Source organism: Gulosibacter sp. 10, from assembly GCF_900163695.1.
In the GTDB taxonomy this organism is placed as follows: domain Bacteria; phylum Actinomycetota; class Actinomycetes; order Actinomycetales; family Microbacteriaceae; genus Gulosibacter.
Genome location: NZ_FUIC01000035.1, coordinates 70,346 through 96,280, shown reverse-complemented (window position 1 = coordinate 96,280; position 25,935 = coordinate 70,346). Strand labels below are relative to the sequence as shown.

The window sequence follows — 25,935 nt, the reverse complement described above, 5'->3', positions numbered from 1 at the left end:
GTGACGACAGGTGTGCCGGGAAGTCTGGTCGGCGATAGGTATCCGCATCGACGACCCTGGAGGCCGTTATCTCTTCCCGCACGCCGAACACCTTCCCCCGCTACGGCACCTTCGCCGAGGCGGTCCGCATCGGCACTCTGCTCCGCAAGGAGACGGTCGGCGGCATGCTGCTCGTCGGCGCCGCCGTCATCGCGATCCTCTGGGCGAACTCCCCGCTGCAGGAGTCCTACTTCACGCTCCGCGACTTCGAGATCGGCTACGAGCCGTGGCACCTGCGCCTGAGCCTCGGCGCCTGGGCGGCCGACGGCCTGCTCGCCATCTTCTTCTTCCTCGTCGGCCTCGAGCTGAAGCGCGAATTCGTCGTCGGAGACCTGCGGAAGTTCAGCACGGCGATCGTGCCGATCGCGGCCGCCGCAGGCGGGGTCGCCGTGCCCGCGATCTTCTACACCCTGCTGGTCCGGGGCCAGGACGGCCTGGCCCAGGGCTGGGCGATCCCCACCGCCACCGACATCGCCTTCGCCGTGGCGGTGCTCGCGATCATCGGCTCGCGACTGCCCGGCGCGCTGCGGATCTTCCTGCTCACCCTGGCGGTCGTGGACGACCTCATCGCGATCAGCATCATCGCGATCTTCTACACCGATCACATCGAGATCCTGCCGCTGGTGCTCGCGCTCGCGGTCATCGCGCTCTACGGGCTCATCGCGCAGCGGTACCGAGACTTCTTCGGCCTGCGCCCCTTCGCGGCCTGGTGCATCCTGCTGCCGATCGGCATCGTCGGCTGGGCGCTCATGCACGCCTCGGGCGTGCACGCCACCATCGCCGGCGTCCTGCTGGGCTTCACGATCCCCGTCTCGCACCGGCGCAACGCGCCGCCGAAGGTCCGGGTCAAGCCCGGTCTCGCCGAGGAGTTCGAGCACCGCTTCCGCCCGCTCTCGGCCGGATTCGCCGTGCCGGTGTTCGCGTTCTTCGCCGCGGGGGTCTCGGTCGGCGGCTGGGAGGGCGTGCAGGAGGCGGCGACGCATCCGCTGACGCTCGCGATCATGGCCGCGCTCGTGCTCGGCAAGCCGATCGGCATCGTGCTCACCACCTGGCTCACGACCAAGGTGCTCCGGGCCCGGCTCGATCCCGCGCTGCGATGGATCGACCTCGTCGGCGTCGGCCTGCTGGCGGGCATCGGATTCACGGTCTCGCTGCTCGTCGCCGAGCTGAGCTTCGAGTCGGGCTCCGCCGAGCACGACTACGCGAAGGTCGCGATCCTCGCGGCGTCGGTCATCGCCGCGCTGCTCGCCTCGGTGCTGCTCGGCCTGCGCAACCGGCACTACAAGCACATCCACCAGCGCGACAGCGCGGACGAGGACGGCGACGGGATTCCTGATGTCTATCAGGGCGAGGGGCGCTAGCCTCGGGGCATGAGTGCTCCGATCCGGACGAAGAAGACCGTGCTCGCCCTCGACTGCCCCGATGCGGGTGCCCTCGCGGAGTTCTATGCGGGGCTGCTCGGCTGGCGGGTGCGCATGTCGTCCGAGTACCCGGAGTGGGCGGATGTGCTGCCGCCGGAGGGCGCCGAGCAGAACGTGATGCTCGGCTGCCAGCAGATCGAGGGCTACCGCGTCCCGGACTGGCCCGAGGGCCCGATCCCGCAGCAGGCGCACCTGGACTTCTACGTGGACTCGATCGAGGAGGCCACGCCGGCGGCGCTCGCGGCGGGCGCCGTGCGGCACGGGCACCAGCCGAGCGAGGACGGGAAGTTCGTCGTGTTCCTCGATCCGGTGGGGCATCCGTTCTGCCTGTGCGAGGAGTGACTCGCGCAGCGGGGCGGGCCGTGTCGGCTCCACGGCGGGACGACGAGGAGGCCGGCGATGAGGCGTGTGATGCGGCGGGGTGCGCATCGGGAAGGAAAGGACCGTGACGAGGGCGACGAAGATCGGGCTGCTGCTCGCGATCGGCATCGTGGTGGTCATCGGACTGGTCGTCGCGGGGTTCGCGCTGCGGACGGGTTCGGCGGAGGGCGGGGCGACCCCGGGCGGGACGGGCGCGGAGAGCGTGCCGTCGGACGCGGCCGGCCCCGTGCCCACCTGGGAGCCGGACCCCGCCTACCGACCGCCCGAGCAGCCCGCGGGGGCCTACGATCGCGCCGAGCAGGCGCCGCCGGACGAGTTCTACTCCCTCCTGGCGGAGCCGTACCTGGCCGACCTCCCGGAGGGCGCCGACCTCGAGTTCGGGCTCGCCGGATACGAGGATCCCGAGGCGGCTCCCGATTCCGCGACGGCCGAGGCCGGCATCGCCGCCGGATGGCTGTGCGTGTGGGAGGCGGAGGCCGTGCGCGCGTTCCACGAGCGCGACCAGCAGGCGTTCGGCGCCGCGATGGACCGGATCACGGCCTACCCCGAGCTCGAGTGGCGGGGGGAGCACGGCGGCGACACCTCGGCATGGTGGGCGGAGACCGTCGTCCCGGCGCTCGAAGGCGATATCGATCCCATGCGCGCCGAGGCCGAGCGCTGCGGCTGACGGCGCGGCGAGGCCGTTCAGAGCAGGGCGGGCGTTCTCCGCGGGGCTGCGGAGGCGACTCCGCTACCATCGCGCACCACGAACGACGATCGAGATGCATGACGAGGTGCATGATGACTCCGGAAGCAGTGGCGAACGATTTCACCGAGGAAGAGCGGTTCACCGTCGAGGACACGCGATCGCGCGCGTCCCGCAACCTCAGATCCGCGGTGATACTCTTGCCGGTCGTGGCGTTTCTGCTGCTCTGGTTCATCCTCAACGGCCTGCTGCTGCCGGCGTTCGGGATGGAAGCCGGGCAGGCCCGGCTCTGGCTCGCGGCGGGCATCGCGGCGGTGGTCATGATCGGCCTCGTGCTGCTGTGGCTCAAGCTGCAGCGCATGGGGCTCGAGCAGTCCTGGCTGTCGGTGAGCCCGCAGGGGATGTGCCTGAAGGACGGCGGCATCACACGGGAGCTCCGCTGGGAGCAGATGACCGGGATCGGCAACGTGAAGCCGATGCGCGGCATCGAGGGCGGCATCGGCGGATCCAGCGCCGGGGTGGGGCAGGCGTTCGCCGCCGGCGTGAACCGGGCGGCGCAGAATCTCAGCGGGTCGCTCGGCATCCTCGGCCGGGGCGCGCTTGAAGCGGATGCGGACAACCCGCTGGCGCAGAAGGTGCTGGCGCAGAACCTCGGATCCTGGGGTACGGACGCCTCGGGCGCCCCGCTTGTGGGCATCGCGCCCGACGCGGTCGTCGACGACTGGTACCAGGGCCGTGTAGGCGACTGGCTGCGACGCTTCCGTCCCGATCTCGCCGCCGAGTACGAGCGGCAGCGCGGCTAGCGTCCGGCCACGAGGTCTCCACCTCCGAGGCCGGGCGCGGACGCGCCGATCAGGAACCCGGGCGGGCGAGCCTGGCGAAGAGCGCGATCGCGGCCGCGACCGACACGTTCAACGAATCCACGCCGGGACGCATGGGGATCGAGCACCGCAGCTCGGCCAGCTCGTCGAGCTGCGCGGAATGCCCGCTCCGCTCCGATCCCAGGACGAGTCCGATTCGTCCCGGCACGGGCCGCAGCGCATCCGGCGGCCGGCCCTGGCGGGAGTCGAGCACGGCGAGCGGGAGCCCCTCCTCGCGGACGAATCCGCTGAACTCCTCCGGTGTGCAGAGCACGACGGGCAGGGAGAACACGAGCCCTCGGCTGGCGCGGATCAGGCGGCGGTCGAAGACGCTGCGGAGACCGCTGTCGAGCAGCACCGCTCCATCCGCGCCGAGCGCATGCGCGGTGCGGATGATCGCCCCGATATTGCCCATCAGCCGCACGCCGTCGAGGACGACGAGGTCGCCCGAGCCTCCGCGGAGCCGGGACAGCCGTGCAGGCCTCGGAGCGCGGGCGAGGGCGAAGACCCGAGCCCGCTTCCCGTCCCCGAACAGATCGCGGGTGATCGACCCCGCGAGGGCGAAGGCCTGCACGCCCTCGCGCTCGGCGAGCAGCGAGGACCGCGGAGGCGACCCCTCCGCGAAGTACAGGCTGTCGATCGGCACGCCGCAGCGCAGTGCGCGGTCGATGTTCTCCTCGTCGTCGATCACGATGGTCCGGGGGCGGCCGGTGCTGCGCAGGACGTCCCTGACCCGCCTCGCCGCGGGATGCGAGGCGGAGTCGACGCGCTCGGCGCCCTGGATCGTGGTCCGTCCTGTCATGCACCCAGCGTCGGGCATGACGCGACGTGAGGGTCAACCTCCCGTCGAGCCGCCCGCCCAGGTCGCCTCGTCGGGGTTCACGCCTCGACGGCGGGCGTTGGCCGCGATGGCGTCGTGCAGCCAGCGGCTCAGACCCGGCTCGAGCTCGTCGAACTGCGCGGTGAACCGCTCGTCCTGCACGAACAGCCGGCCGAGGACCACGTGCTGCGGATGCGTGCACTCGAAGAACCGACCGATCAGCGCCCGATGCCGCTCCGCGAGCACGTGGGCGGCCTCGCTCCCGGGCCGGACGCCGGCGCGCTTGGCCTCGGCGAGATCGCGGTACAGCGCCTCGCCGAGCCGTCGGGCCCCGTCGCGGTCCTCGGAGTCGAGGTGCGCCGCGTTCCGCTCGAACTCCGCCCATTGCTCCGATCCGCCCCACCGCTCGTGCGCCTCCTCGGCCCAGTCCGCGCGCCAGCCGCGGCCGAAGATCTCCGCCTGCTCGCGAGCGGTGAGCCGACGCCCCCGCTCGCGGGCGCGGAGAAGGCCGGCAACGGCATCCGACATCCGGCGCAGGCCCTCGATGCGCTCGTCGAGCAGCCGCTGCTGGGAACGCAGCTGCTCCGCCTCGTCCACGTCCGGGTCGTCGAGCAGGGCGCCGATCTTCGCGAGGCCGAACCCGAGCTCGCGATAGACGAGGATGCGGTGGATGCGCTCTACGTCCTCGGCGGAGTAGAGCCGATAGCCCGCCGGCGTGCGGCCGCTCGGGCTCGCGATGCCGAGGTCGTCCCAGTGGTGGAGGGCGCGGATGCTCACGCCGACCAGCGATGCGGCCGCGCCCACCGTGAGCTCCTCCTCCGGCGAAGGCTCGTGTCCGTCGGAGCGCCCGACGCGGAAGTGCGGCGTCATCGAGACGGGCAGGTGCATCCCGAGGAGTGGATCGCGCCGGGAGTCCGGTTCGTCGTGCTCGTGGGTCGGGCCGTTCATCCTGCTCCGTCCTCGGGATCGGCTTCTCCGAGCCTAACCGGAGTGCTCCCGCGAGCGGTCACCGGGTGTCGAGCGCGCGGCGCACGGCGCCGATGATCGCGTCCGGAGCGAGCCCGAGGCGCCGCATCTCGCCGACGTAGGACTCCGCGAGCGTCGCCGCGCGCCGGGCGAGTTCCGCATCCGTGGCCGCCGAGGGGGCGACGAGCGTCCCGTTGCGTCCCTGGGTGACCAGGTAGCCCTCCGACTCGAGCTCGCGGTAGGCGCGCGCCACGGTGTTGGGGGCCAGGGCGAGATCCGCCGCGAGCCGCCGGACCGGCGGGAGCTTGGTGCCGGGCGGCAGCTCGCCCGCGGCGATCTGCGCGACGAGCTGTCTCCGCAGCTGCTCGAACGGCGGGCGCGCGTCGCCCGGGTCGATCCGCAAGGTGGTCACGCCGCGCTCACCCCGTTCGGCCACAGGCGGCGCTGCTCGTGGCCCCGGCGCCGGCCGCTCAGCCAGGCGCCGATGGGCCCCGCAGCGATCAGCGCGATCAGCCCCATGAAGAACGCGAGCGCGATCAGCCCCAGCGCGGTGCTCAGCTCGGTGTGCTGCCGGTAGAAGCCGTCCGTGGTCAGCGACTCGAGGAGCAGCACGCCCCAGAGGAAGATCGCGATCCCCGAGGTCACCACGGCGAGGCTCATGAGCTGCCGCAGGCCGTCGGCGCGCTCCGCGTCGTCCCACGCGAGCTCCAGGTCGGAGCCGCTGCGGGCCGGTGCTCCCAGCACCCGCCGCACCGAGTAGAGCGACACGCCCCACAGCAGCAGCGCGAGCCCGGTCGCGAGCAGGCCGAGCGGGATCTGCGACTCGCGGGCCGGCTCGGGCAGCTGCAGCAGCAGGATCGCGCCTCCCGCGGCGGCGACGACGAGCGCGCCGGGCACGGCCCAGTAGCCGAAGCGCTCCCCGAAGGTGAGGTAGTCGGCGAGCTCGGCCGAGCGGGTGCGCGCGATCAGCGGGCGCCGCTCGTCCGGTGACGGGCGGTGCGCGACGATCGCCCACGCGCCGCCGAGGCTCGTGCCCACGCCGGCCAGCACCATGATCAGCGCGCCGCCCCACGAGTCCTGCTCGCCGAAGATGATCGCGCCGACCGTGCCGGCGACGATCGCGATGAGTCCGCCGATCCGCATGCCCCGCTGGCGGCGGCGGATGCGCTCGACGACGGGGCCGCTCACCGCGTCCGTGACGGGCAGGCCGGCCGACTGCGCGTATCGCCGCAGCGATTCGGCGTCGGGCCGATGGGCGCCGCCCTTCGTCAGCGCGGTGGCGGGCATGACGAACGCGACCATGGCGATGGCGATCCAGATGGCGATGTTCATGGCTGACCTCCTTGAACGTATCAATACAAAGAATGTACTGATACAAACTGTTCCGAGTCAACGCCCTTCAGGTTCCTCGGAGGATCTGCACTAGGAGGGCGGTGAGCGGGTCATACGCCCGATATGAGGGGGATGGGCCCGAAACAGCCCTCCTAGTGCAGAACCGAGTGCACAGCGAGACCTGCGGAGACGCGCCGAATGGCAGGCGGCCGGGGGAGCGGGCACAATATCCCCCATGACCGCCTCCGCCCCCGCTCCCGGTGCGAGGGCCGATTTCCGGCAGGGGCTCAGGGATGCGCTGCCGGTGGCGCTCGGCTACGTGCCGCTCGGGGTGTCCTACGGCATGTTCGCGGTCTCCGTGGGGCTGCCGTGGTGGATGGTCGCGATCACCGCCCTGGTGATCTACGCCGGTTCGATGGAGTTCCTCGCGGCGGGGATGCTCGTGGGCGCCGCGCCGCTCGGGCAGAGCGCGACGACCACGCTCTTCGTCAACTCGCGGCACGTGTTCTACGGCCTGAGCGTGCCGCTCGAGCGCGTGCGCAATCCGTTCGCGCGGTTCTACTGCATCCACGCGCTCACCGATGAGGTGTACGCGGTCTGCTCTGGATTGGAGCGGGACCTGCTGACCGGCCCGCGCATCCTCGCCATCTCGGCGTCGAGCCAGGCGTACTGGGTGGTCGGCAGCACGGTCGGCGCACTCTTCGCGAGCGTCCTGCCCTTCGACCTCTCGTTCATGAGCTTCGCGATGACGGCGCTGTTCGCGATCCTCGCGATCAACGCCGCGAAGGCGAGCCGGGAATGGCTGCTCTTCGGCGCGGCGATCGCGATCGGCGTGCTCGCGATGATCTTCGCGAAGGAGGCCATGCTGCTCGTCGCGCTGCTGGTCTACTTCGCGCTCGCGGTGGGCATGGTCGCGGTGCGTCGGAGGAGGGCGGCATGAACCCCTGGCACTCCGTCGCGCTGCTCGCGGTGATCTGGGCGATCACGTTCGCCCTGCGCGCGGCGCCGCTCGTGGCGCGGCGCTGGCTGCGCGACAACGAGTTCGTGCGCGATCTCGGCGCGCTGCTGCCGGTCGGGGTGATGGCGGTGCTCGTGCTGTACACGGTGCGGGATGTGGTCTGGGTCGATCTGCAGTGGATCGCGCCCGCAGTCGGCATCCTGGTCACGGTGGCGCTGCATCTGTGGCGCGCCAACGTCTTCCTCAGCCTCGTCGGCGGGGTCGGCGTCTACAGCGCCGTGCTGCTCCTCGTGTAGCCGGGCGGGCCGCTGGGGGCGAGGCGGGCTGGATTCGTCGCGCTCCTATGCGCCCTCGAGCCGTGAGGCGGATGAGCGCTTGCTGAGTGAATCCTCAACGGCTATGTTAACGATACTCATTATCAATAGCCGGGCGATTCGAATGCCCGTTGAAAGGTCCCGTGCAGATGAAGACTCTTCTCCGCACCGTCACCACAGGATCGGCTGCGGCGGTATTCGCCGCGGCCGCGTTCGTGGGGACGGTCGCCTCTCCCGCGCTGGCCGACGAAAAGCTCCGTCTGGATCACGGGCACGTCGACGCCTTCAACCTCGCGCTCAACGACGACGGATCGGTCAAGCTCAACCTCAAGGAGGACGTGACCGGTTCGCACGTGCACCAGACGCCTGAGGAGGTCGTGCTGGCGGTCAAGAGCGAGGCGGTGCTGCAGAACCTGCCCGAGGCAGCCGTGCCCGAAGGGGTCTCGCCCGATGAGTTCTACTACCTGCCGCTCACCCAGGACCACAACCTGCTCTGGCCCGGCTGGGACAGCCTCGAGCTGACCGGTGAATACGGCACTCAGCTCAAGGCCGACATCAACATCACCGAGGTGGATGGGCCCGGCGAGGTATCGCTCTGGACCCAGGGGACCTTCGGCGGCGTCGCCCCCCTGCTCGACGGCGGCCGCTATCAGCTACCGGGCACGATCCACCAGAGCTTCGCCGCGCACACGCACGCCAACTGGGCGTTCAGCGAGCCTGGCACCTACACGCTCACGGCGCAGGCGGAGGTCGAGTCGGCGGACGGCACGAAGACATCGACCTCGAACGAGGCCACCTACACGTTCGAGGTGGAGCCTCGCCCCACGGCGCTGACGGTGTCGGGCGCGGAGGAGCCGGTCGCGGAGGGCGACGAGGTCGTGCTCACCGCGAATCAGCAGCCCTCGGACGCGACCTTCAAGAACTTCGCCTGGGAGCGGCAGGGCGCCGACGGCGAGTGGAGCCCCGTCGAGGGCGCCGGCGACACCATCACCGTGCAGGCGGAGGACGGCGTCTCCTACCGCGCGACGGTGTCGGGCGGCCGCGATTACGCGGCAGGCGCTCCCATCGCGGTTGCCGCGGATCCCGTGACCATCCAGGTCGCCGAGGACGAGCCGGAACCGACCGAGGAGCCGGAGCCGACCGAGCCGGAGCCGACCGACGGCCCCGAGCCGACCGAGCCCGGTGAGAGCCCCGAACCGACGGATGGCCCGGAGCCCACGGAGCCGGGCGAGAGCCCTGAGCCGACCGATGAGCCTGGGCCGACCGATGAGCCGGAGCCGACCGACGGTCCGGAGCCGACCGAGGAGCCGATCCCCACGGAGGATCCGGAGCCCACGGACCAGCCCACCGATGAGCCCGAGCCGACGGACGGGCCTGAGCCGACCGACGGCCCCGACCCCACCGACGGCCCCGAGCCCACGGAGACTGCCGATGAGGACGGCACCCCGAACGGCGACGCCGACTCGGGCGACGCCGACTCGGGCGATGGTGCGAACGGCAGCCAGAACGCGAACGGCGATCAGAGCGCCGGCGGCGACCAGGGCGCGAACCCCGATGAGGGTGCGGCCGAGGGCGCCGCGCCGGAGGACGACCGCGGCGCCGATGCCGACGGCGGTTCGGACGCGTCCGCGCCGAAGCCGGAGGGCTCCGACGAGGACGGCCTGGCCAAGACCGGTGCCGACGAGCGGCTGCTGCTCGGCATCGCGTCCGTCGCGCTGCTCGCGGCGGCGGCCGGCGTCACCCTCATCGCCCGGCAGCGAAGCGCGCGCGAGCGGTAGCAAGCGCCTCCGCGAATCCTGAACGCTGCGGGCCGCCCTTCCCGATGGGCGGCCCGCAGCTCCGACCAGTTGGAAAGACCCCGACCATCGTGAACCGAATACGTGCCGCGGCAGGGCTGGCGGTCTCGAGCGCCCTCGTCCTCACGGGCTGCTCCGCCGCAGGCCTTTCCGCCTCGCCGAACGACGACCGCATCAACGTGGTCACCACCACGGGCATCCTCGCGGACCTCGTGGAGAACGTCGGCGGCGACCGCGTCGACGTGGTCTCGCTCGTGCCCGAGGGCGGCGACCCGCACTCGTACGACCCGAGCCTCCGCGACATCCGCGACGTCGTCTACGCGGACGTGGCGTTCACCAACTATCTGATGCTCGAGGAGCAGGCGCTCATCAACGCCATCGACGCGAACCTCCCCGCATCCGCCGCCAACGTGGCCCTCGCGGAGGAGGCCGTGCAGTACGCGGCGAACATCATCCCGCTCGTGGAGGACGTCTCGCTCGACACGATCTGGCTCGGCCTCCGCGCGGAGGGCGGCGGCGAGATCGGCCTCGAGCGCGGCGCGCGGGTGGAACTGAGCGCGGATACGCTCGAGGGGCCCGGAGCGCTGCACGCGTACCTCACGGGCAGCTTCGGCGACATCGACCACTACTTCGACTCCACGGACGGCCTCCGCGGCGATTCGGAGGACACCGTCGGCCTGCCCGCCGACGCGCACACGCATCTGAGCTGGGCGTTCAGCGAGCCCGGCATCTACGAGCTCGACCTCACCGCCAGGCTGCGCCCGCAGCAGACCGACGCCGCGCAGGAGGTCGCGAGCGGCACGATCGTCTTCGCGGTGGGCGTCGACCCCTACTCGGTGCCCGCACGTCCCGGGGCGACGGTGCTCGACTCCGGGCACGCGGACATCTCGGTGGATCTCGCGAACGACGAGCTCACGCTGCTGCACGACCGCGATCCCAAGGGGCGTCATGACCACAGCGGCCGCGACTACCACCCGCTCGACGAGGTGGTGGTCTCGGTGCCGAACGCCGCGCTGCACGAGGTGCCGCCCGACCCCGCCTACAACTTCCTCCGCACGAACGGCCAGCAGGTGTACCAGCTCGCGCAGGCGGTGCTCGGCAAGCACGTGCACGGCGAGATCGATCCGCACCTGTGGCACGACGTCTCGAACGCGCAGGCCTACGTGCAGATCATCCGCGACACCCTCATCGAGAAGGATCCGCAGCACGCAGCGGACTACATGCGCAACACCGAGGCCTATCTCGCCGAACTCGACGCGCTCGACGAGGAGGTGCGCACCACGCTGGCGGAGATCCCCGAGTCGCGGCGCACGCTCATCACGACCCACGACTCCTTCGGCTATCTCGCCTCCGCCTACGACATGCAGATCGCCGGATTCGTGAGCCCGAACCCGGCCGTCGAGCCGAGTCTCACCGAGCGGATGCGGCTGACGGAGACCATCCGCAACCTCGACGTGCCCGCGGTGTTCCTCGAGCCGAACCTCGCCCAGCGCGCGTCCACGCTGCAGGAGGTCGCCGACGATGCCGGGATCGAGGTCTGCCCGATCCTCGGCGACGCCTTCTCGCCCGAGGCGAACACCTACATCGAATTCATGCGGTTCAACGCGAACTCGCTCCGCGACTGCCTCGGCGGCGGCGGATGAGCCGCGCGCCCCGCAGCCTCTTCCACCCACCGACCGGGCCGTTCCGCTGCGGCCCTGCGAAAGGACCATCGACGTGCGTGCTCTGAAACGAATCGGACGGACGGCCGCGGCCTCGCTGCTCGCCCTCTCCGCCCTGGCGGCGGCGCCGCTGACCGCCACCGCCGCGACCGATGAGGATGGGGAGGAGGACGGCCTCAACCAGATCATCGATCCGAACCAGCAGCAGGGCGAGGGCCAGGTCGTGATCGACGCCGGCCACCTCGACTTCGGACCGACCCTCAACACGGGGGAATGGCGCCTCCAGATCCACGACGACTCCGGTTCGCCCAGCTATTGGCGGATGCCGGAGGACGTGGTGATGCAGGTGAGCGATGCGGCGCTGCTCGAAGTGCCGGACGACGAGGCGTACTCGTTCATGGGCGTCGAGCCCGGGGCGCAGGTGCACGTCGTGCCGCAGACGCAGCATCCGGATGTGGTCTGGACGGGCTGGAACACCCAGGAGCCCGGCGTCATGGAGCAGGTCGACCTCGGCGTCACGATGAGCCTCGTCGGCTTCGAAGGCCCCGGCGAGATGACGCTGTTCCTGCAGAGCGGCAACTTCGGCGCCCCGGAGGTGCTCTATTCCACGCAGGAAGCACTGCCGCAGCAGTCCTGGATCGAGGTGAACACGCATACGCACGCGAACTGGGTCTTCACCGAACCCGGCATCTACCTCGTCGAGATGCAGCTCGAGGCCGACCTGCGGGATGGCACGCACGTCGTGGCGCACGACACGCTGCGCTTCTCGGTGGGCGACGGGACCAACCCCGAGGAGGCGTTCGACGCGCAGCTCGACGAGGCCGCGATCGTCGACGCCGATACGGCGGAGGCGGCCGACGGCGGGCAGAACGACGCCGCGCAGCCGGAGGGATCCGTGCCCGGCGTCGTGTGGATCGTCGCGATCGTCATCGGCGCCGCGCTCGTGCTGGGCGTGGTGATCGTCGTGATCGCCAACGTCCGGATGCGCCGCAAGGTGCGGCGGGCGCGCGAGCGGAAGGCCGCGGAGAAGGACGCCGACGCCGAGTCGGAGCACGACGGAAAGGATGCGGAGTGAACTACACGACGCTGCCGGCCATCACGACGGAGCAGACCGAAGTCGAGCTCGCCGACCCGGTGCTCGAGATCCGCGACGTCAGCGTCCAGCTCGGCGGCCGCCGGGTGCTGCAGGGCGTGGACTTCGCCGTGGCGCCCCGCGAGTTCGTCGGGCTGATCGGCCCGAACGGCGCGGGCAAGACCACGCTGATGCGGGCCGCGCTGGGGCTCATCCCGGTGGAGTCGGGCACGATCGATCGCGGCAGGCGACTGCCCGGATACGTGCCGCAGCGCCACGAGTTCGTGTGGGACTTCCCGATCTCGGTCGAGGACGCGGTGCTGAGCGGCCTCACCCGGTCGATCGGCTGGTTCCGCCGTCCCCGTGCGAAGCACTTCGAAGCCGTGGCGGACGCGCTCGAGCGCGTCGAGATGAGCGGACTCGCGCGCCGGCCGGTGGGGGAGCTCTCGGGCGGGCAGCGGCAGCGCGTGCTCGTGGCCCGGGCGCTCGCGCTCGACCCCGCGCTGCTGCTGCTCGACGAGCCGTTCACCGGGCTCGACATGCCCACGCAGGAGCTGCTCGGCGAGCTGTTCGCCGACCTCGCGCGCGAGGGCCAGGCCGTGGTGATGACCACGCACGACCTCGCCGGCGCGATGCACCTGTGCTCGCGCCTGTGCCTGCTCAACCGCACCGTCATCGCCGATGACCGGCCCTCCCGGCTCCGCGACCCGGAGCTGTGGATGCGCACGTTCAGCATCGGCCGCGACAACCCGCTGCTGTCCTCGCTGGGGATGGCTCCGACCCGACTGGAAAGCGCCTCGCTGTGATCACCCCCGTCGACTTCATCACCGACCTGTTCAACCCCGACCTCGCCTTCCTCTCGAAGGCGCTCATCATCGCCGTGTGCTCCTCGATCGTGTGCGGCGTGATCGGCTGCTACGTCGTGCTCCGAGGCATGGCGTTCATCGGCGACGCGGTCGCGCACGCCGTGTTCCCCGGACTCGCGGTGGCCTTCGTCATCCAGGGCAACCTCGTGCTCGGCGGCGCCGTCGCCGGCGTGCTCACGGCGCTGCTCATCGGGCTGCTCTCGCAGAACCGCCGGCTCAAGGAGGACGGCATCATCGGCGTGTTCTTCGTCGCCGCCTTCGCGCTCGGCATCGTCGTGATCAGCTTCTCGCCGGGATACGCCGGCTCGCTGCAGCAGTTCCTCTTCGGCTCGATCGTGGGCATCCGGGACGAGGACTTCGTCACCATGATCGTCACGGGACTGCTGCTGCTCGCGGTGCTGGCGGTGTTCCACAAGGAGCTCGTGGCGACGACCCTCGATCGGGAGATGGCGCGCGCCACGGGACTGCCCGTGATGGCGCTCGACCTGCTGCTCTACGTCTCGGTGGCCGTGGCCGTCGTCATCTCGGTGCAGACCATCGGCAACATCCTCGTGCTGGCGCTGCTCGTGACCCCGGCCGCCGCCGCCCGGCTGCTCACCGACTCGCTGCCGGGCATGATGCTCATCGCGCCGATCATCGGCGGCAGCTCGGCGCTCGTCGGACTCTACCTATCGTGGAGCCTCGACCTGCCCACCGGCGGCACCATCGTGCTCATCGCCACCGCGATCTTCATCCTCGCCGGGCTCCTCGGGCCCCGGCACGGGCTCATCGCCCGCTGGCGACGAGGACGCGTGCAGCCGGAGGACGAGGAGCGCCTCGCCCCGACGAGCCCGATCCGAGTGGAGGCCTCCGCATGAGCATCCGAGCCGCGCACCCCGCACGACTGCAGCGCCGGGAGCGGCTGCGGCGGGCCAGGTCCCGCCATCGCCTGCTCGGGGTGGTGGGCGCCGCCGCGATCGGCGCGCTCCTCCTCGGCGGTCTCGCCACGGTCTCGCCGGCGGCCTCGGCCCCGGGCGAGGTGCCCGCGGACACGGCGCCCAAGGCGGCCCCCACGCCCGTGGTCCCGCGCGTGATCGACAACGTGCATACCGACACGGTGTCCTCCTACGTCGTCGACGGCGAGTTCGAGCTCGGCTCCAAGGCCGATATCGAGGGGCAGATCGGCTACCGCATCGACGAGGACCAGACGATCTACTACCTCGATTCCGAGGGGTCCAAGCAGACCCGGCCGGACGTGGACTTCCTCTCCGGATTCGGCTCGCAGGTGTACATGGCCCCGCAGACGCAGGTGCCGCACCTCATCTGGCCCGGGTTCAGCACCGAGGACAACGGGCTCGTCGAGAACTCGAGCAACGGACGCGTCTCGCTCGAGCTCATCGGCGCGGACGGGCCCGGCAAGGTCGAGATCTTCCTGACCGGAAGCTTCGGCGATCAGCAGCGGCTCTTCAGCTCCTCGCAACGGCTGCAGCCCTGGTCGATGGGCATGCGGCAGCACACCCACGCCAACTGGGTGTTCGAGAAGCCCGGCCATTACCAGCTCACGTTCCGGGGCACGACCGAGGTGAACGGCACCACGCAGTCGGACACCTCCACGTACAGCTTCTACGTGGGCCCGAGCATTTCGCCGGGCGGCGGCACGCCTGCGCCGAACACGGCCACGGAGGTCGCCATGGGCGCCGTCCCCGGGACGGTCAACGAGGGCGCCGCGCTCGACCTCAGCGCCTCCGTGCAGCCGCCCGGCGCCCGCGGCCAGGTGGAGTTCCTCGACGAGACCACCGGCCAGGTGCTCGGCAGCGCCCCCGTCTCCGGGGGCACGGCCCGCATCCAGGTGCAGACGCTCTACCCGGGAGAGCACGAGATCGGCGCCCGCTTCGTGCCGAGCTTCACGGGCGTGTGGCAGCGCTCGGAGGTGGCCGCGGACGACCGCGCCCCGGTGACGGTCAGCGGCTCGCCGCGCGAGCGGCCTGCCGAGCCCGATACGGCGGCGGCCACGAACCGCCTCCTCACCGAGCGGGAGCCGGCGACCGACGTGCACATCCTCAACTACACCGCCTACGCCGACGGGTACGTGTTCTCGTACCTCGGAGAGGATCGCGCGGGGGACTGGGTCTCGACCTGGCTGCACGGCGACTACGCGGTCTGGCAGCGGTGGACGCAGGTCGACCGGGCCGGCTGGGTGGCGGCCGCGATCCCCGCGGATGCGAAGGAGGACGCCTCGCAGTACCTCGTCGTCAAGGACGCGGACGGCGGGCTCATCGGGTGGGACGCGTTCGGCATCGGCACCGAGCCCGAGGCCGTCGATCCGGTGCAGCCGCCGCCCGGCAACGGCGGCGGTGGCGGCGGCGGGCAGAACCCCGGCGGCGGTACGGGCGGCGGCTCGGGAGGCGGCGGAACCGGCGGCTCCGGAGGCGGTTCGGGATCGGGCGGCGGCTCCGGCGGGGCGAACGACGCGGACGCGCCCCAGCAGACCTGCGGGCCCGAGGTCGTGCTCGACCACGGCCACGTCGACGCGTTCAACGTGTCCGCGGGCGCGAGCGGCGTCGCGGTGCTGCAGCTCAAGGAGGACGTCACCGGCGCCCACGTGATCCGCGAGCCCGAGACGGTGCTGCTGCAGGTCAAGGAATCCGCCTTCACCGACTCGATCCCGAGCAGCTTCCCCGGCAGCCCGTCGGGGTACGTCCTGCCGCTGACGCAGGACCCGAACCTCGTCTGGCCGGGCTGGGACACCAACCGCACCGTGCCGAGCGGTCATACGGACGTCAAGATCAAGATCGAATCCGTCGACGGGCCGGGAACCGTGCACCTCTACTCGATGGGCTCGCTGGGCGACATCAAGCCGCTGCTCTCGGGCGGATCGACGCAGCTGCCGGGCACGCTGCACGAGCCCAAGCCCGCGCACACCCACGCGCAGTGGGTGTTCTCCGAGAAGGGCATGTACGTCCTCAAGGCCTCGGCCACGGCGGTGAACCCCGACAACGGCGAATCCATCTCGACGGGCACCCGCACCTACGTGTTCCAGGTGGGGGACGTCCCGCTCGACGAGAGCCTGTTCTGCGACGTGCGCCCGCCCGCGGGCGCTGCGGAGCAGGGCGCCGCGGTGCAGGACGAGGTCGCCAAGGCCGAGCAGGAGGCCGCGGAGGCCGCCGAGCAGGAGGAGGCGGAGGAGTCCTCGGACAGCCCCGACGCGCTCGACAGCCTCGCCGCGGGCGGCCCGGAGGCGGGTTCCGGACCGGGCTCCGGGGGCGAGGGCGGCATCGTGGACTGGCTCACGGCGCTGCTGAACGATCCGCTGATCCTCGGCACGCTGATCGGCACCGGCGGCACGCTCGCCCTCTCGGGCGTCGGCGTGGGCGTGTGGTGGTACGTGCGGCGGATGCAGTCGCTCACCGCGGCGCTCGCATGAGGCGGCAGTACCCGCCCCTCGTCGCGGAGAGCCTCCTCGAGGAGGAGCGGGAGCCGGTGCGGCCGCGCCCGGACGCGCGCCGCTCCGGCCGGGCGCGGGGCGGCGGGCCGATCGCGCCGCCGGCCGGCGCGGAGCCGGAGATCGAGAGCCTGCTGGACGGGGACCCCGACCCCGCCCGGCGCGCCCCGGGCGCCGGCGGCATCCTCGTCGCCGCCATCGCGCTCGTCCTCGGCGCCGCGCTCGTCGGGCTCAGCGTCTTCGCCCTGCACCACGCCGATCCGCAGCAGGGGCCCGGCGCCGCCGCGCCCGCGCCCTACGCGGCGGCCTCGCAGGCGGCCCCGCCCGCCGAGGCCGTCGAGCACGACGCTGAAGCGATCACCGCGCTCCCGGATCCCGGCTGGGCCCGCGAGACGGCCTCGAGGACGGGCATCCCCGAGCGCGGGCTGCTCGCCTACGCCGGCGCCGCGCTGCAGCTCGCGCGCGAGCAGCCGGGATGCGGGCTCGGCTGGAACACCCTCGCCGGCATCGGCTGGGTCGAATCGCACCACGGCACCATCGACGGCGGAGTCGTCGACCAGGACGGCTACGCCCGCCCCGGCATCGTCGGCGTCCCGCTCGACGGCGACGGCGTCGCGCACATCCCGGACAGCGACGGCGGCGAGTTCGACGGCGACCCGGTGCACGATCGGGCGGTGGGGCCGATGCAGTTCATCCCCGCCACCTGGGCGCTCTACGGCGCAGACGGGAACGGCGACGGGATGCGCGACCCGCAGCAGATCGACGACGCCGCGCTCGCCGCCGCCCGCTACCTCTGCGAGGTCGGCCAGGACCTCTCCGTGGAGCAGAACTGGCTCGCGGCGATCGGCGCCTACAACGCTCCGGTGGAGTACGCGATCGAGGTCTCCACCGCGGCGACCCACTACGCCGATCTCGCGGGCTGAGCGGTGCGCTCGCGGGCCGGTGCGCCCAGCGCATCTGCGGGCCGGGCGACCTAGAATGGGAGCCATGTCGAATCCTCTCGAAGGCGCAGACGCGCCGCAGCCCGGCCCCCTCACGCAATACGCGAACTACTCCGTCTTCCGACGACTGCCCGGCACGACGGCACCCGGCGCGATCGGCGCGGCGATCGCCGAGCTCGAGGCGGTCCTGCCGCAGATCGAGGCGAAGGGCATCTCCCTCCGCGGCTTCTACGACCTCAACGGCTTCCGGCAGGACGGCGACGTGCTGGTGTGGCTGCACGGCGAGGACCCCGAGGCGCTGCAGTCCGCGGTGCGGCGCATCCGCTCGACGGTGCTCTTCGCGAACCTCGAGCTGACCTGGCAGGTGACCGGCGTGCACCGCGCCGCCGAGTTCAACGAGCGCCACATGCCGGCGTACATGCTCGGCCGCGAGGCCAAGAAGTGGATCACGATCTACCCGTTCGTGCGCTCCTACGACTGGTACCTGCTCCCGGACGAGGAGCGCTCCGTCATGCTGCGCGACCACGGCATCCGCGGCGCCGCGTTCAAGTCGGTGCTCGCGAACACCATCGCGGCGTTCGGCATCAGCGACTACGAGTGGATGCTCTCCTTCGAGGACGACGAGCTGCTGAACATCCTCGACATGATGCGCGACCTCCGCTACACCGAGGCGCGCCGCCACGTGCGCGAGGAGACCCCCTTCTACACGGGACGCCGCATCCCCGCATCGCAGGTGCCGGTGGCGCTCCGCTTCACCGAGGAGACTGCTTGATGACGGGCGAAGCAACGATCGAACAGCGCACGAGCCGCAAGGCGCCCCCGGCGAAGGACGCGCCGCTCGAGCCGGGCGCGCTCGTCTCGGCGGCCACCGAGCCGGCGCAGGGCGGCGACCCCTGGATCGAGACCCCCGTCGACTACGACGCGATCATCCTCGCCTCCTTCGGCGGCCCGAACGGGCAGGAGGACGTCATCCCGTTCCTCCGCAACGTGACCGGCGGGCGCGGCATCCCCGACGAGCGCCTCGAAGAGGTCGCCGTGCACTACCGCCACTACGGCGGCGTGAGCCCGATCAACGAGCAGAACCTCGCGCTCAAGGCGGCGCTGGAGGCCGAGCTCGAGCGCCGGGGCATCGACCTGCCCGTCTACTGGGGCAACCGCAACTGGGAGCCCTACGTGCACGAGGCCCTCACCGAGGCGCACGAGCGCGGCGCCACGAAGATCCTCGCGCTCGCGACCAGCGCCTACTCGTCCTACTCCTCGGACCGCCAGTACCGCGAGGACTTCGCGGATGCGCTCGAGTTCACCGGGCTGCAGGGCGAGGTGCGGATCGACAAGGTGCGCCAGTTCTTCGACCACCCGGGCTTCGTGGAGCCCTTCGTCGAGGGCCTGCGCGAGGCGCTCGACGAGCTGCAGCGCGAGGATCCGACGCTCGACCTCGGGCGGGACGTCGAGGTGCTCTTCACGACGCACTCCATCCCCACCGAGGATGCGAACCGCTCGGGCCCGGAATCCCGCCACTTCGGCGAGGGCGGCGCGTACTACGCGCAGCACCTCGCGGTGAGCGGCGTGGTGGCGGACGACGTGCTCGCCCAGCTGCGCGAGCGCGGCGACGGCCTCGAGCAGCTCAACTGGCGGCTCGTGTTCCAGTCGCGCTCCGGCCCGCCGAGCCAGCCCTGGCTCGAGCCCGACATCAACGACGTCATCGAGACCCTGCCCGAGCAGGGCCGCCGCGCCGTGGTCGTCGTGCCGGTCGGCTTCATCTCCGACCACATGGAGGTGCTGTGGGACCTCGACAACGAGGCGAAGGACTCGGCCGCGCAGGCCGGGCTCGCCTTCCGGCGCACCCCCACGCCCGGCACGCATCCGGCGTTCGTCTCCGGGCTCGTCGACCTCATCCTCGAGCGCGTTCACGGGACGCCGAAGGCGGAGCGGCCCGCTCGCACCGACATCGGCCCCTGGTACGACGTGACCCGGGCGGGCGATTGCGAGAACGTGCGGCTGGGCTTCCGCCCCGCGATCGCCGGGCTGCAGCCCTGATCCTCGCGAAGGAATCGCTACTCGGGGGACGCCCCCTGAAGTCCCCCGAGTAGCAGTCTGTCCCGCGGGCCCCGGTATTCCGGGAGCCGCGGTGGTCTAATCGTGCTCCGCGCCGGTCGTCTGCCAGGCGGGGAACGGGTCGTCGAGGCGCTGCCATTCGTCCGGCCCGGCCGCGAACTCCTCGTCGGTGAGGAGCGCGCCGTCGAGCGCGGCCTCGAGCGCGACCCGGTCCAGGTCGAGGCCGAAGAACGCGAGGTCCTGCCCCAGCGCCAGCAGCTCGCCGCCGTCGGCCGCATCCGGCACGGCCGCGGCGAGCGGCTCGAACGAGATGAGCTGGCCCACGTGATCCCATTCGCCCACGTGGTGCGGGCGCGTCGCGAACCGGCAGAATCCGGCCGAGCGCAGCACGGTGCCGAACTCGCCCGGCTCGATGCGGCCGTCGAGCACGGCCTGCAGCCGGGTCGGGTGGAAGGGCCGCTCGCGCTCGTACCGCAGCGCGCCGACGCGCGGGTCGGTCATGTGCGGGGCGAAGTCGTCGTTGAGGAGCCCCACCCATCCGGGTCGCTCCTGCTCCTTCGAGTAGGGGAGCTGCTCCTCGCCGCCCTGCGGGCTCAGCACGCCCTGCAGCCGCAGTCGCGCCCGGGGCGCGAGGTGGCTGATGAGCGCCATCATCATCGAGAGATCGGGCGTGGACAGCGGCTCCCAGTTCGCGAGGATCACGGTCGACGCGAACTCGATCTGCGTCACGGTGAGCATCGCCCGGCCGAAGTACTCGCGGTCGCCCTGGAGCGTCGCGACCCGGTCGGTGGGCAGGTAGTCGTCGCGCAGCAGGTCCGGGAGGAGGTGCGCGGCGTCGACGACGCACACCACCTCGCGGAGGCGGGCGGGGTGGTCGGGCGCCGTGAGCGCGCCGATCGCGCGCGTGACGGGGATGTTCTCGGGCAGCTCGGCGAGCACGCACTCCGGCGGCGTGGCCCAGCGCACGAGCGACTGGAGCTCGTCGAGGGGATCGACGGCGAGGCGCAGGCGCCCGGCGGGGATGAGCCACCGGCCGTGCTGCTTCGACAGCGTCATCGCCAGCGAATGCCGTTCGGGGGCGCACGTGCCGACCACCGCTATCAACTCAACCGCTTCGGTCACGCTCTTCCACTCCCCTTCGCCGATCGACTAGTGTATCTAATGATAATCATTCCCAATTAGGAGGCAAGTGTGAAGGTACGCGCATCGCTCAAATCGCTGAAGAACCAGCCCGGCTCGCAGGTCGTCCGCCGCCGCGGCCGCGTCTACGTCATCAACAAGCTCAACCCGCGCTTCAAGGGCCGCCAGGGCTGAACCGCCGTCGCGTCGGCTCCGGGACGGATGGCCCGCGCATCCGCCTCCCGGAGACGGCGCCGCCATCCGCCCCGGAAACGGCGGGAGGCGATGCGGCATCGGGTGCCGGAATCCCCGGCCCCGGTCTAAGATGGCTCGGGTGAAAGCCCTTCTCCTCGAAAACATCCACGCAGAAGCCGTCCGCCTGCTCGAAGCCGAAGGCATCGAGGTCGAGACCCGCAAGGGCGCCCTCGACGAGTCCGAGCTGATCGAGTCCCTCGAGGGCATCGACCTGCTCGGCATCCGGTCGAAGACCCAGGTGACGCGACGCGTGCTCGAGGCGCGCCCCGACCTGCGGGCCGTCGGGGCCTTCAGCATCGGCACCAACCAGATCGACCTCGAGGCCGCGGCCGAGCAGTCGATCCCGGTCTTCAACGCCCCGTACTCGAACACCCGCTCGGTGGTCGAGCTCGCGATCGGCGAGATCATCAACCTCGCCCGCCACCTCGGCGACCACAACCGCAACATGCACAACGGGCTGTGGGACAAGACGGCGAAGGGCTCGCACGAGGTCCGCGGCCGCACCCTCGGCATCGTCGGCTACGGCAACATCGGCTCGCAGCTCTCGGTGCTCGCCGAGTCGCTCGGCATGCGCGTCTACTTCTACGACGTCGTCGACCGCCTCGCGCTCGGCAACGCCGTCCGCTGCGACTCCCTGCAGGAGCTGCTCTCGACGGTCGAGACCGTGTCGATCCACCTCGACGGCCGTGTCGAGAACACCAACCTCTTCAACGCCGAGACCTTCGCGATGATGCGCCCGCGCTCGCTCTTCCTCAACCTCTCGCGCGGCCACGTGGTCGACCTCGAGGCGCTGCGCGACAACCTGCTCTCCGGGCACATCGCCGGCGCGGGCCTCGACGTCTACCCGGTCGAGCCCAAGAAGGCCGGCGACCCGTTCGAGTCGGTGCTGCAGGGCATCCCGAACGTGATCCTCACCCCGCACATCGGCGGCTCCACCGCCGAGGCGCAGGAGGACATCGGCCGCTTCGTGGCGGGCAAGTTCCGCGACCTCGTCTCCACCGGCTCGACCTACATGTCGGTCAACCTGCCCGAGGTCCAGCTCGAGTCGCTCGCCGAGGGCGCCCGCCTGCTCTACCTGCACCGCAACGAGCCGGGCGTGCTCGCGACGGTCAACTCGGTGCTCGGCAAGCACGGCGTCAACATCGACCGCCAGCAGCTCACCACCCGCGACCAGCTGGGCTACGTGGTGACCGACTGCTCCAACGGCATCCCGCAGGCCGCCCTCGACGAGATCCGCGAGATCGGCGCCACCCGCCGGCTCACCGCGCTGGGCGAGGTGCGCTAGCCCGCCCTTGAACGGCAAGCTGAGCACGACGCTGGGGGTGGTGACGGGCGTCGCCATCGTGCTGCTCGTCGTCGCCATCGGCTCGATCGTGATGGTCGTGAACGTGCCTCGGCACACCGATCCCGTGATCGGCCAGCCGATCCCGCAGAACCCTGGGGTGACGAGCCCCGAGGTGGACGTGCCTGGGCCCGTCGCCGACGACGCCGCGCTGGAATCCTCGCAGGGCACGGACATCGCGGTGCTCGCGGACGCCTCCTGGATCGCGAGCACGGCGCAGGCCACCGGAATCCCGGACCGCGCGCTCGCGGCCTACGCCGGGGCCGCGATCTACGTGGGGCATATGCAGCAGTGCGGCCTGGGCTGGAACACGCTCGCCGGCATCGGCTACGTCGAGACCCACCACGGCACGATCTTCGACGGCGCGATCGGCCCCGACGGGGTCGCGAGCCCGGCGATCTACGGCGTGCCGCTCGACGGCGAATCCACCATGGCGATCCCCGACAGCGACGGCGGCGCGGTGGACGGCGACGACGAGTGGGACCGGGCCGTGGGACCGATGCAGTTCATCCCGCAGACGTGGCAGATCTGGGGTCAGGACGGCAACGGCGACGGCGTCGCGGATCCGCAGAACATCGACGACGCCGCGCTGACCGCGGCCACCTACCTCTGCCACGAGGGCGGCTCGTTCGCCAGCAGCGGCGAGTGGATCGCCGCGATCCGCGCGTACAACAACACCGACGACTACCAGCTGAGCGTCGCGAACGCCGCACAGGCATATCTCGAGGCCGCGCAGTAGCCTGCCCCTCCCGAAGACTCGAGCGGAGGGAGCGGTCATGTCCGAGAGCGACCGGAACGAACTCGATCCGAACGCGCGCTGGTACCAGCGGGGCGGATTCACCACGATCGCGGCGATCGCGGCGGTGCTCGGAGTCGCGTGCTGGGTGGCGATCGGGCTCGGGGCGATCTTCTCCGAGTTCGAGCTCGTGCGCGGCTTCCTGCCCTACCCGGCCGTCGTGGGGCTGCTGTTCGGCATCCTCGGGGCGCTCGGCTCCTGGCGGGTGCTCGCCGTGGTGGGCGCCGTGCTCAACCTCGGCGCGCTGGTGATGGGCGCGTTCCTGTAGGGCCCGGCCGGCCCGGCCGTTCCCGCGGGCGGCTCCTGCGGGGGCGGTCCGCGGGCTGTTCCCGTGCGTCCGGCTCAAGCGGTCCCTCCGGGGGCCGGCCCCGACTGCGCCTGCAGAGGGCCTGGCCCCGGCCGTTCTTGCGAGCCCGACACCGGCCCGCGGTTCCCCGGCGGAGAGCGCGGTCTCTCACAGATGCGTCGCAGAATGCGGTTATCGGGCTCGCGAAACAGCATTCTGCGACGCATCTGCGCCGAGTCCGCCCTCCGAGCTGGGCCTAGATGATGCCGCGCACCGCGAGCACGGCCAGCAGGAGCAGCAGCGCCACGGGGTAGACGGCCGTGACGATCGCGGCATGACCGGTGCTCGTCCGGCGGATGCTGCCCCTGGGAGACGCGAGATAGAGGATGAGCGCCACGATCGCGGCGATCGCCGAGGCGGCGCGGCCGAAGAACCACACGTATCCGATGAGGATCTCGGCGAACGCCCCGTAGGGCACGACCCAGGTCAGCACCTCGAGCAGCATCGACACGAGCGAGAGGATGGCGCAGCAGATCGAGGCGACCGGCCACCGTCCGGTCTCCTCCGCGGGGGCGAGGGGAGTCCGTGCATCCTTCATGTCCCCATCCGATCACACGGGGCTGTGCCGCGGCGGTGCGGGGTCCTCCCGCGGATGCGTCGCTGCAGATGCGTCGCAGAATGCGGTTTCGAACCGGGCATAACGACGAACTGCGACGCATCTGCGGGCGCGCACGCGGGAATGGCCTCGCGCAGCAAGGCCGGGCCACGGTCTTCTTCCATCTGCACGGTCTTCTTCCATCTGTCGGTGCGGACGAGGGGACGGCCGTGAGAGGGACGGCTGCAGAGCGCCCGTCGGCGGCAGGCGGCTCGGCGACGAGGCAGGGCCGCTTCGGCCGGTGCTCAGCGCCCGCTCGAGGGCGTAGCAGGTCTCGAGGGATGCGGCCGCAGCCATCCGTCGGCATGCAGGCGGACTGGCGGACGAAGCGGAAGACTATGCGACCCGGCGAGGTGCGTCCGCAGGCGTACGCGGGGCCGGCGACCGCCGCATACGCTGTTCCCATGCACGACGACGCCGAGCCCCCCGCCGGCCCGGCGCGGGACCCGGAGGGCAGCGCCGCGGGCCCTGTGCCTCCGGAGATCGTGCCGAGCCGGGCGTCCGGTGCAGCGCCGATTCGAGCACCGGACGACGGGGCGGATACGAGTCCTGCGCTATCCGATGCCGACGAGCCGATCCGGGTGCCGAGCGGTGGGGCGGACATGAGCCCTGCGCTATCCGACGCCGAACCGAGCCAGGTATCGGGTGATGGACCGAGCGCTGGGCGCGCGCGTTCCGATCTCGAATCGGCCGGGGTCTCGGGTGCCGGGCTCGACACGAGTCCCATGCCATCCGACGCCGAACCGGGGCAGGTGCTGGAGGCCGGCAACGGCTCGAGGCCTGCGGTTTCGGAGATCGCGCCGAGTGGTACGTCGGACGCAGCGTCGAGTCGAGAGCCGGATGGCGGCTCCGGCTCGGCACAGGCGCTTTCCGACGTCGAGGCTCGCGGCGCGGCGTCGAAATCCGCGTCGATGGGGACGCTGGCGGGATCGTTCGTGTGCGTCGCGCTGGCCTGGGGCTTCGTCATCGGGCTCGCCGCCATGATGCGGTGGGACCTCGGGCTCTTCGTCTTCATGTTCGTCGTCGCGGCGCCGTACCTCGTCTTGCCCACCGGGGCCAACGCGGTGTGCGCGTGGCTGTTCGCGCGGGAGCAGCCGAAGGGCTCGCGGCGACGGGGATGGGCCGTGGCCGGTGCGGTGCTGGCCTCGATCGTCCCGGCGATGCAGCTCTCCGTGCTGCTCCTCGGCGTCCTCTGAGCGCACTCGACCGCGGGACGCGCGGATGCGGGTGGGTCGGTTAGGCTGCGGGCACGAGCAGGGGAGGCGCAGGTGCACGGAGCGGCGGGGCGGCCGGAGGCCCACGGTGATCCGCAGAGCCAGACGGGGCGGGACGCGGATGGACGCGGCCCGACCGTGCCGGATGAGGTAGCACCGGACGCGACCGTGCCAGGCGAGGCCGCGTCGGGCGGGGCCACGTCGGACGGGTTCGTGCCGGATGAGGCAGCACCGGGCGCAGCCGCGACAGGCGGGAGCGTGCCGGATGGGGCAGCACCGGACGCGGTCGTGCGGGGCGCAGCCGCGCCACCGCTGAGCGCCGAGGAGGAGCGCATCGCCCGCTACGGCCGGTGGCCCGTCGGCGCCATGTGGTGCATGATCGCGTCCCTCGCCCCCGTCGTCGTGGGCCTGGCACTCGGGGCGGTGCTCTGGAGCGACCCGGGCACCGGGGAGGAGGGGTTCATCCCGTTCTTCATCCTGCATTTCGGCCGGTTCCCCGCGATCCTCGCTGCGGCCCTCGCCTGGGTGCTGTTCGCGCGGGAGCCGAAGGGGTCCTCGCGACGCGGCCGAGCTCGCGCATTCGCGATCATCGCGAGCGTCTACCCCGCGCTCGGACTGCTCTACATGCTCCGCCTGGTCTGAGATCCGCGACAGATGCGTCGCAGTTCGTCGTTATGGCC

General features: G+C 71.5%; 27 protein-coding genes. 21 read left to right on the top strand and 6 right to left on the bottom strand.

The window, feature by feature from the left end:
• The first annotated feature begins 68 nt into the window (after positions 1-68).
• The 4 genes from nhaA (at position 69) to FM112_RS12970 (ending at position 3,329) form a co-directional block, all read left to right on the top strand.
• On the top strand, positions 69-1,400 hold the full coding sequence (nhaA, locus tag FM112_RS12985) for a Na+/H+ antiporter NhaA (RefSeq protein WP_176386827.1): 1,332 nt from the start codon (positions 69-71) through the stop codon (positions 1,398-1,400).
• Between the two features lie 9 nt (positions 1,401-1,409).
• Positions 1,410-1,802, top strand: coding sequence for a VOC family protein (locus FM112_RS12980; RefSeq protein ID WP_087008257.1), 393 nt, complete (start codon positions 1,410-1,412; stop codon positions 1,800-1,802).
• A gap of 103 nt (positions 1,803-1,905) precedes the next feature.
• Entirely contained in the window at positions 1,906-2,508 is a 603-nt protein-coding gene (locus FM112_RS12975) for a hypothetical protein (protein WP_087008254.1), read from the top strand.
• A 227-nt stretch (positions 2,509-2,735) separates the two neighbouring features.
• Entirely contained in the window at positions 2,736-3,329 is a 594-nt protein-coding gene (locus FM112_RS12970) for a hypothetical protein (RefSeq protein ID WP_140400687.1), read from the top strand.
• A gap of 49 nt (positions 3,330-3,378) precedes the next feature.
• On the opposite strand, the gene FM112_RS12965 is transcribed toward FM112_RS12970, so the two are convergent.
• The 4 genes from FM112_RS12965 to FM112_RS12950 are packed head-to-tail and all read right to left on the bottom strand — an operon-like array spanning position 3,379 to position 6,504.
• Entirely contained in the window at positions 3,379-4,188 is an 810-nt protein-coding gene (locus tag FM112_RS12965) for a TrmH family RNA methyltransferase (protein ID WP_176386826.1), read from the bottom strand.
• Between the two features lie 33 nt (positions 4,189-4,221).
• The gene (locus tag FM112_RS12960) at positions 4,222-5,154 is read right to left on the bottom strand and encodes a MerR family transcriptional regulator (RefSeq protein WP_254910496.1); all 933 of its coding nucleotides are present in this window, start codon (positions 5,152-5,154) and stop codon (positions 4,222-4,224) included.
• 58 nt (positions 5,155-5,212) lie between these two features.
• Positions 5,213-5,584, bottom strand: a complete 372-nt coding sequence (locus FM112_RS12955) for a GntR family transcriptional regulator (RefSeq protein ID WP_087008303.1) — start codon at positions 5,582-5,584, stop codon at positions 5,213-5,215.
• Positions 5,581-6,504, bottom strand: a complete 924-nt coding sequence (locus tag FM112_RS12950) for a hypothetical protein (protein ID WP_087008249.1) — start codon at positions 6,502-6,504, stop codon at positions 5,581-5,583. Before FM112_RS12950 ends, FM112_RS12955 begins: the two co-directional genes overlap by 4 nt.
• 235 nt (positions 6,505-6,739) lie before the next feature.
• Between FM112_RS12950 and FM112_RS12945 the strand changes: the two genes are divergently transcribed.
• The 11 genes from FM112_RS12945 (at position 6,740) to FM112_RS12895 (ending at position 19,570) form a co-directional block, all read left to right on the top strand.
• Complete coding sequence (locus tag FM112_RS12945) at positions 6,740-7,444, top strand: AzlC family ABC transporter permease (protein WP_087008247.1); 705 nt, start codon at positions 6,740-6,742, stop codon at positions 7,442-7,444.
• Positions 7,441-7,758 carry a branched-chain amino acid transporter permease gene (locus tag FM112_RS12940; RefSeq protein ID WP_176386825.1) on the top strand — a complete coding sequence of 106 codons (318 nt, stop codon included), beginning with the start codon at positions 7,441-7,443 and terminating at the stop codon, positions 7,756-7,758. The genes FM112_RS12945 and FM112_RS12940 overlap by 4 nt, the downstream gene beginning before the upstream one ends.
• 167 nt (positions 7,759-7,925) lie before the next feature.
• Positions 7,926-9,554, top strand: coding sequence for a choice-of-anchor M domain-containing protein (locus FM112_RS12935; protein ID WP_087008244.1), 1,629 nt, complete (start codon positions 7,926-7,928; stop codon positions 9,552-9,554).
• An 89-nt stretch (positions 9,555-9,643) separates the two neighbouring features.
• Complete coding sequence (locus FM112_RS12930) at positions 9,644-11,215, top strand: anchored repeat ABC transporter, substrate-binding protein (RefSeq protein ID WP_254910495.1); 1,572 nt, start codon at positions 9,644-9,646, stop codon at positions 11,213-11,215.
• A 73-nt stretch (positions 11,216-11,288) separates the two neighbouring features.
• Positions 11,289-12,308: a choice-of-anchor M domain-containing protein gene (locus FM112_RS12925; RefSeq protein ID WP_176386815.1), complete on the top strand. Its 1,020-nt coding sequence runs from the start codon at positions 11,289-11,291 to the stop codon at positions 12,306-12,308.
• A 68-nt stretch (positions 12,309-12,376) separates the two neighbouring features.
• The gene (locus FM112_RS12920; protein ID WP_087008301.1) at positions 12,377-13,111 is read left to right on the top strand and encodes an anchored repeat-type ABC transporter ATP-binding subunit; all 735 of its coding nucleotides are present in this window, start codon (positions 12,377-12,379) and stop codon (positions 13,109-13,111) included.
• The gene (locus FM112_RS12915) at positions 13,108-14,028 is read left to right on the top strand and encodes an anchored repeat-type ABC transporter permease subunit (RefSeq protein ID WP_217874559.1); all 921 of its coding nucleotides are present in this window, start codon (positions 13,108-13,110) and stop codon (positions 14,026-14,028) included. The genes FM112_RS12920 and FM112_RS12915 overlap by 4 nt, the downstream gene beginning before the upstream one ends.
• On the top strand, positions 14,025-16,574 hold the full coding sequence (locus FM112_RS12910) for a choice-of-anchor M domain-containing protein (RefSeq protein WP_087008239.1): 2,550 nt from the start codon (positions 14,025-14,027) through the stop codon (positions 16,572-16,574). Before FM112_RS12915 ends, FM112_RS12910 begins: the two co-directional genes overlap by 4 nt.
• Complete coding sequence (locus tag FM112_RS12905; RefSeq protein WP_087008237.1) at positions 16,571-17,515, top strand: lytic transglycosylase domain-containing protein; 945 nt, start codon at positions 16,571-16,573, stop codon at positions 17,513-17,515. Before FM112_RS12910 ends, FM112_RS12905 begins: the two co-directional genes overlap by 4 nt.
• A gap of 64 nt (positions 17,516-17,579) precedes the next feature.
• A complete protein-coding gene (hemQ, locus tag FM112_RS12900) occupies positions 17,580-18,305 on the top strand; it encodes a hydrogen peroxide-dependent heme synthase (RefSeq protein ID WP_254910493.1) in 726 nt (241 codons plus the stop codon).
• Positions 18,305-19,570: a ferrochelatase gene (locus tag FM112_RS12895; protein ID WP_087008233.1), complete on the top strand. Its 1,266-nt coding sequence runs from the start codon at positions 18,305-18,307 to the stop codon at positions 19,568-19,570. Before hemQ ends, FM112_RS12895 begins: the two co-directional genes overlap by 1 nt.
• Positions 19,571-19,666: 96 nt before the next feature.
• Here FM112_RS12895 and FM112_RS12890 read toward each other — a convergent pair whose 3' ends face one another.
• On the bottom strand, positions 19,667-20,710 hold the full coding sequence (locus FM112_RS12890) for a GTP-binding protein (protein WP_254910492.1): 1,044 nt from the start codon (positions 20,708-20,710) through the stop codon (positions 19,667-19,669).
• Between the two features lie 69 nt (positions 20,711-20,779).
• Between FM112_RS12890 and ykgO the strand changes: the two genes are divergently transcribed.
• The 4 genes from ykgO (at position 20,780) to FM112_RS12870 (ending at position 23,368) form a co-directional block, all read left to right on the top strand.
• Positions 20,780-20,902, top strand: coding sequence for a type B 50S ribosomal protein L36 (ykgO, locus tag FM112_RS12885; RefSeq protein WP_087008231.1), 123 nt, complete (start codon positions 20,780-20,782; stop codon positions 20,900-20,902).
• A 139-nt stretch (positions 20,903-21,041) separates the two neighbouring features.
• Complete coding sequence (gene serA, locus FM112_RS12880) at positions 21,042-22,247, top strand: phosphoglycerate dehydrogenase (protein ID WP_087008295.1); 1,206 nt, start codon at positions 21,042-21,044, stop codon at positions 22,245-22,247.
• Positions 22,248-22,254: 7 nt separating this feature from the next.
• Positions 22,255-23,043, top strand: a complete 789-nt coding sequence (locus FM112_RS12875) for a lytic transglycosylase domain-containing protein (protein WP_254910491.1) — start codon at positions 22,255-22,257, stop codon at positions 23,041-23,043.
• A 37-nt stretch (positions 23,044-23,080) separates the two neighbouring features.
• Entirely contained in the window at positions 23,081-23,368 is a 288-nt protein-coding gene (locus tag FM112_RS12870; RefSeq protein ID WP_087008228.1) for a hypothetical protein, read from the top strand.
• A 274-nt stretch (positions 23,369-23,642) separates the two neighbouring features.
• On the opposite strand, the gene FM112_RS12865 is transcribed toward FM112_RS12870, so the two are convergent.
• On the bottom strand, positions 23,643-23,984 hold the full coding sequence (locus FM112_RS12865; protein WP_087008226.1) for a hypothetical protein: 342 nt from the start codon (positions 23,982-23,984) through the stop codon (positions 23,643-23,645).
• 461 nt (positions 23,985-24,445) lie between these two features.
• On the opposite strand from FM112_RS12865, the gene FM112_RS16930 reads away from it, so the two are divergent.
• Both FM112_RS16930 and FM112_RS12855 read left to right on the top strand, forming a co-directional pair.
• Positions 24,446-25,237, top strand: a complete 792-nt coding sequence (locus FM112_RS16930) for a hypothetical protein (protein WP_140400686.1) — start codon at positions 24,446-24,448, stop codon at positions 25,235-25,237.
• 276 nt (positions 25,238-25,513) lie between these two features.
• Entirely contained in the window at positions 25,514-25,897 is a 384-nt protein-coding gene (locus tag FM112_RS12855; protein ID WP_140400685.1) for a hypothetical protein, read from the top strand.
• Positions 25,898-25,935 lie beyond the last annotated feature (38 nt).

Bases quoted from the DNA above. Each gene is read 5' to 3' on its own strand.
- FM112_RS12980 (WP_087008257.1), top strand. From the start codon at position 1,410: ATGAGTGCTCCGATCCGGACGAAGAAGACCGTGCTCGCCCTCGACTGC.
- FM112_RS12965 (WP_176386826.1), bottom strand. From the start codon at position 4,188: ATGACAGGACGGACCACGATCCAGGGCGCCGAGCGCGTCGACTCCGCC.
- FM112_RS12895 (WP_087008233.1), top strand. From the start codon at position 18,305: ATGACGGGCGAAGCAACGATCGAACAGCGCACGAGCCGCAAGGCGCCC.
- FM112_RS12870 (WP_087008228.1), top strand. From the start codon at position 23,081: ATGTCCGAGAGCGACCGGAACGAACTCGATCCGAACGCGCGCTGGTAC.
- FM112_RS12945 (WP_087008247.1), top strand. From the start codon at position 6,740: ATGACCGCCTCCGCCCCCGCTCCCGGTGCGAGGGCCGATTTCCGGCAG.
- FM112_RS16930 (WP_140400686.1), top strand. From the start codon at position 24,446: ATGCACGACGACGCCGAGCCCCCCGCCGGCCCGGCGCGGGACCCGGAG.
- FM112_RS12910 (WP_087008239.1), top strand. From the start codon at position 14,025: ATGAGCATCCGAGCCGCGCACCCCGCACGACTGCAGCGCCGGGAGCGG.
- FM112_RS12905 (WP_087008237.1), top strand. From the start codon at position 16,571: ATGAGGCGGCAGTACCCGCCCCTCGTCGCGGAGAGCCTCCTCGAGGAG.
- hemQ (WP_254910493.1), top strand. From the start codon at position 17,580: ATGTCGAATCCTCTCGAAGGCGCAGACGCGCCGCAGCCCGGCCCCCTC.
- FM112_RS12960 (WP_254910496.1), bottom strand. From the start codon at position 5,154: ATGAACGGCCCGACCCACGAGCACGACGAACCGGACTCCCGGCGCGAT.
- FM112_RS12940 (WP_176386825.1), top strand. From the start codon at position 7,441: ATGAACCCCTGGCACTCCGTCGCGCTGCTCGCGGTGATCTGGGCGATC.
- FM112_RS12865 (WP_087008226.1), bottom strand. From the start codon at position 23,984: ATGAAGGATGCACGGACTCCCCTCGCCCCCGCGGAGGAGACCGGACGG.
- FM112_RS12950 (WP_087008249.1), bottom strand. From the start codon at position 6,504: ATGAACATCGCCATCTGGATCGCCATCGCCATGGTCGCGTTCGTCATG.
- FM112_RS12935 (WP_087008244.1), top strand. From the start codon at position 7,926: ATGAAGACTCTTCTCCGCACCGTCACCACAGGATCGGCTGCGGCGGTA.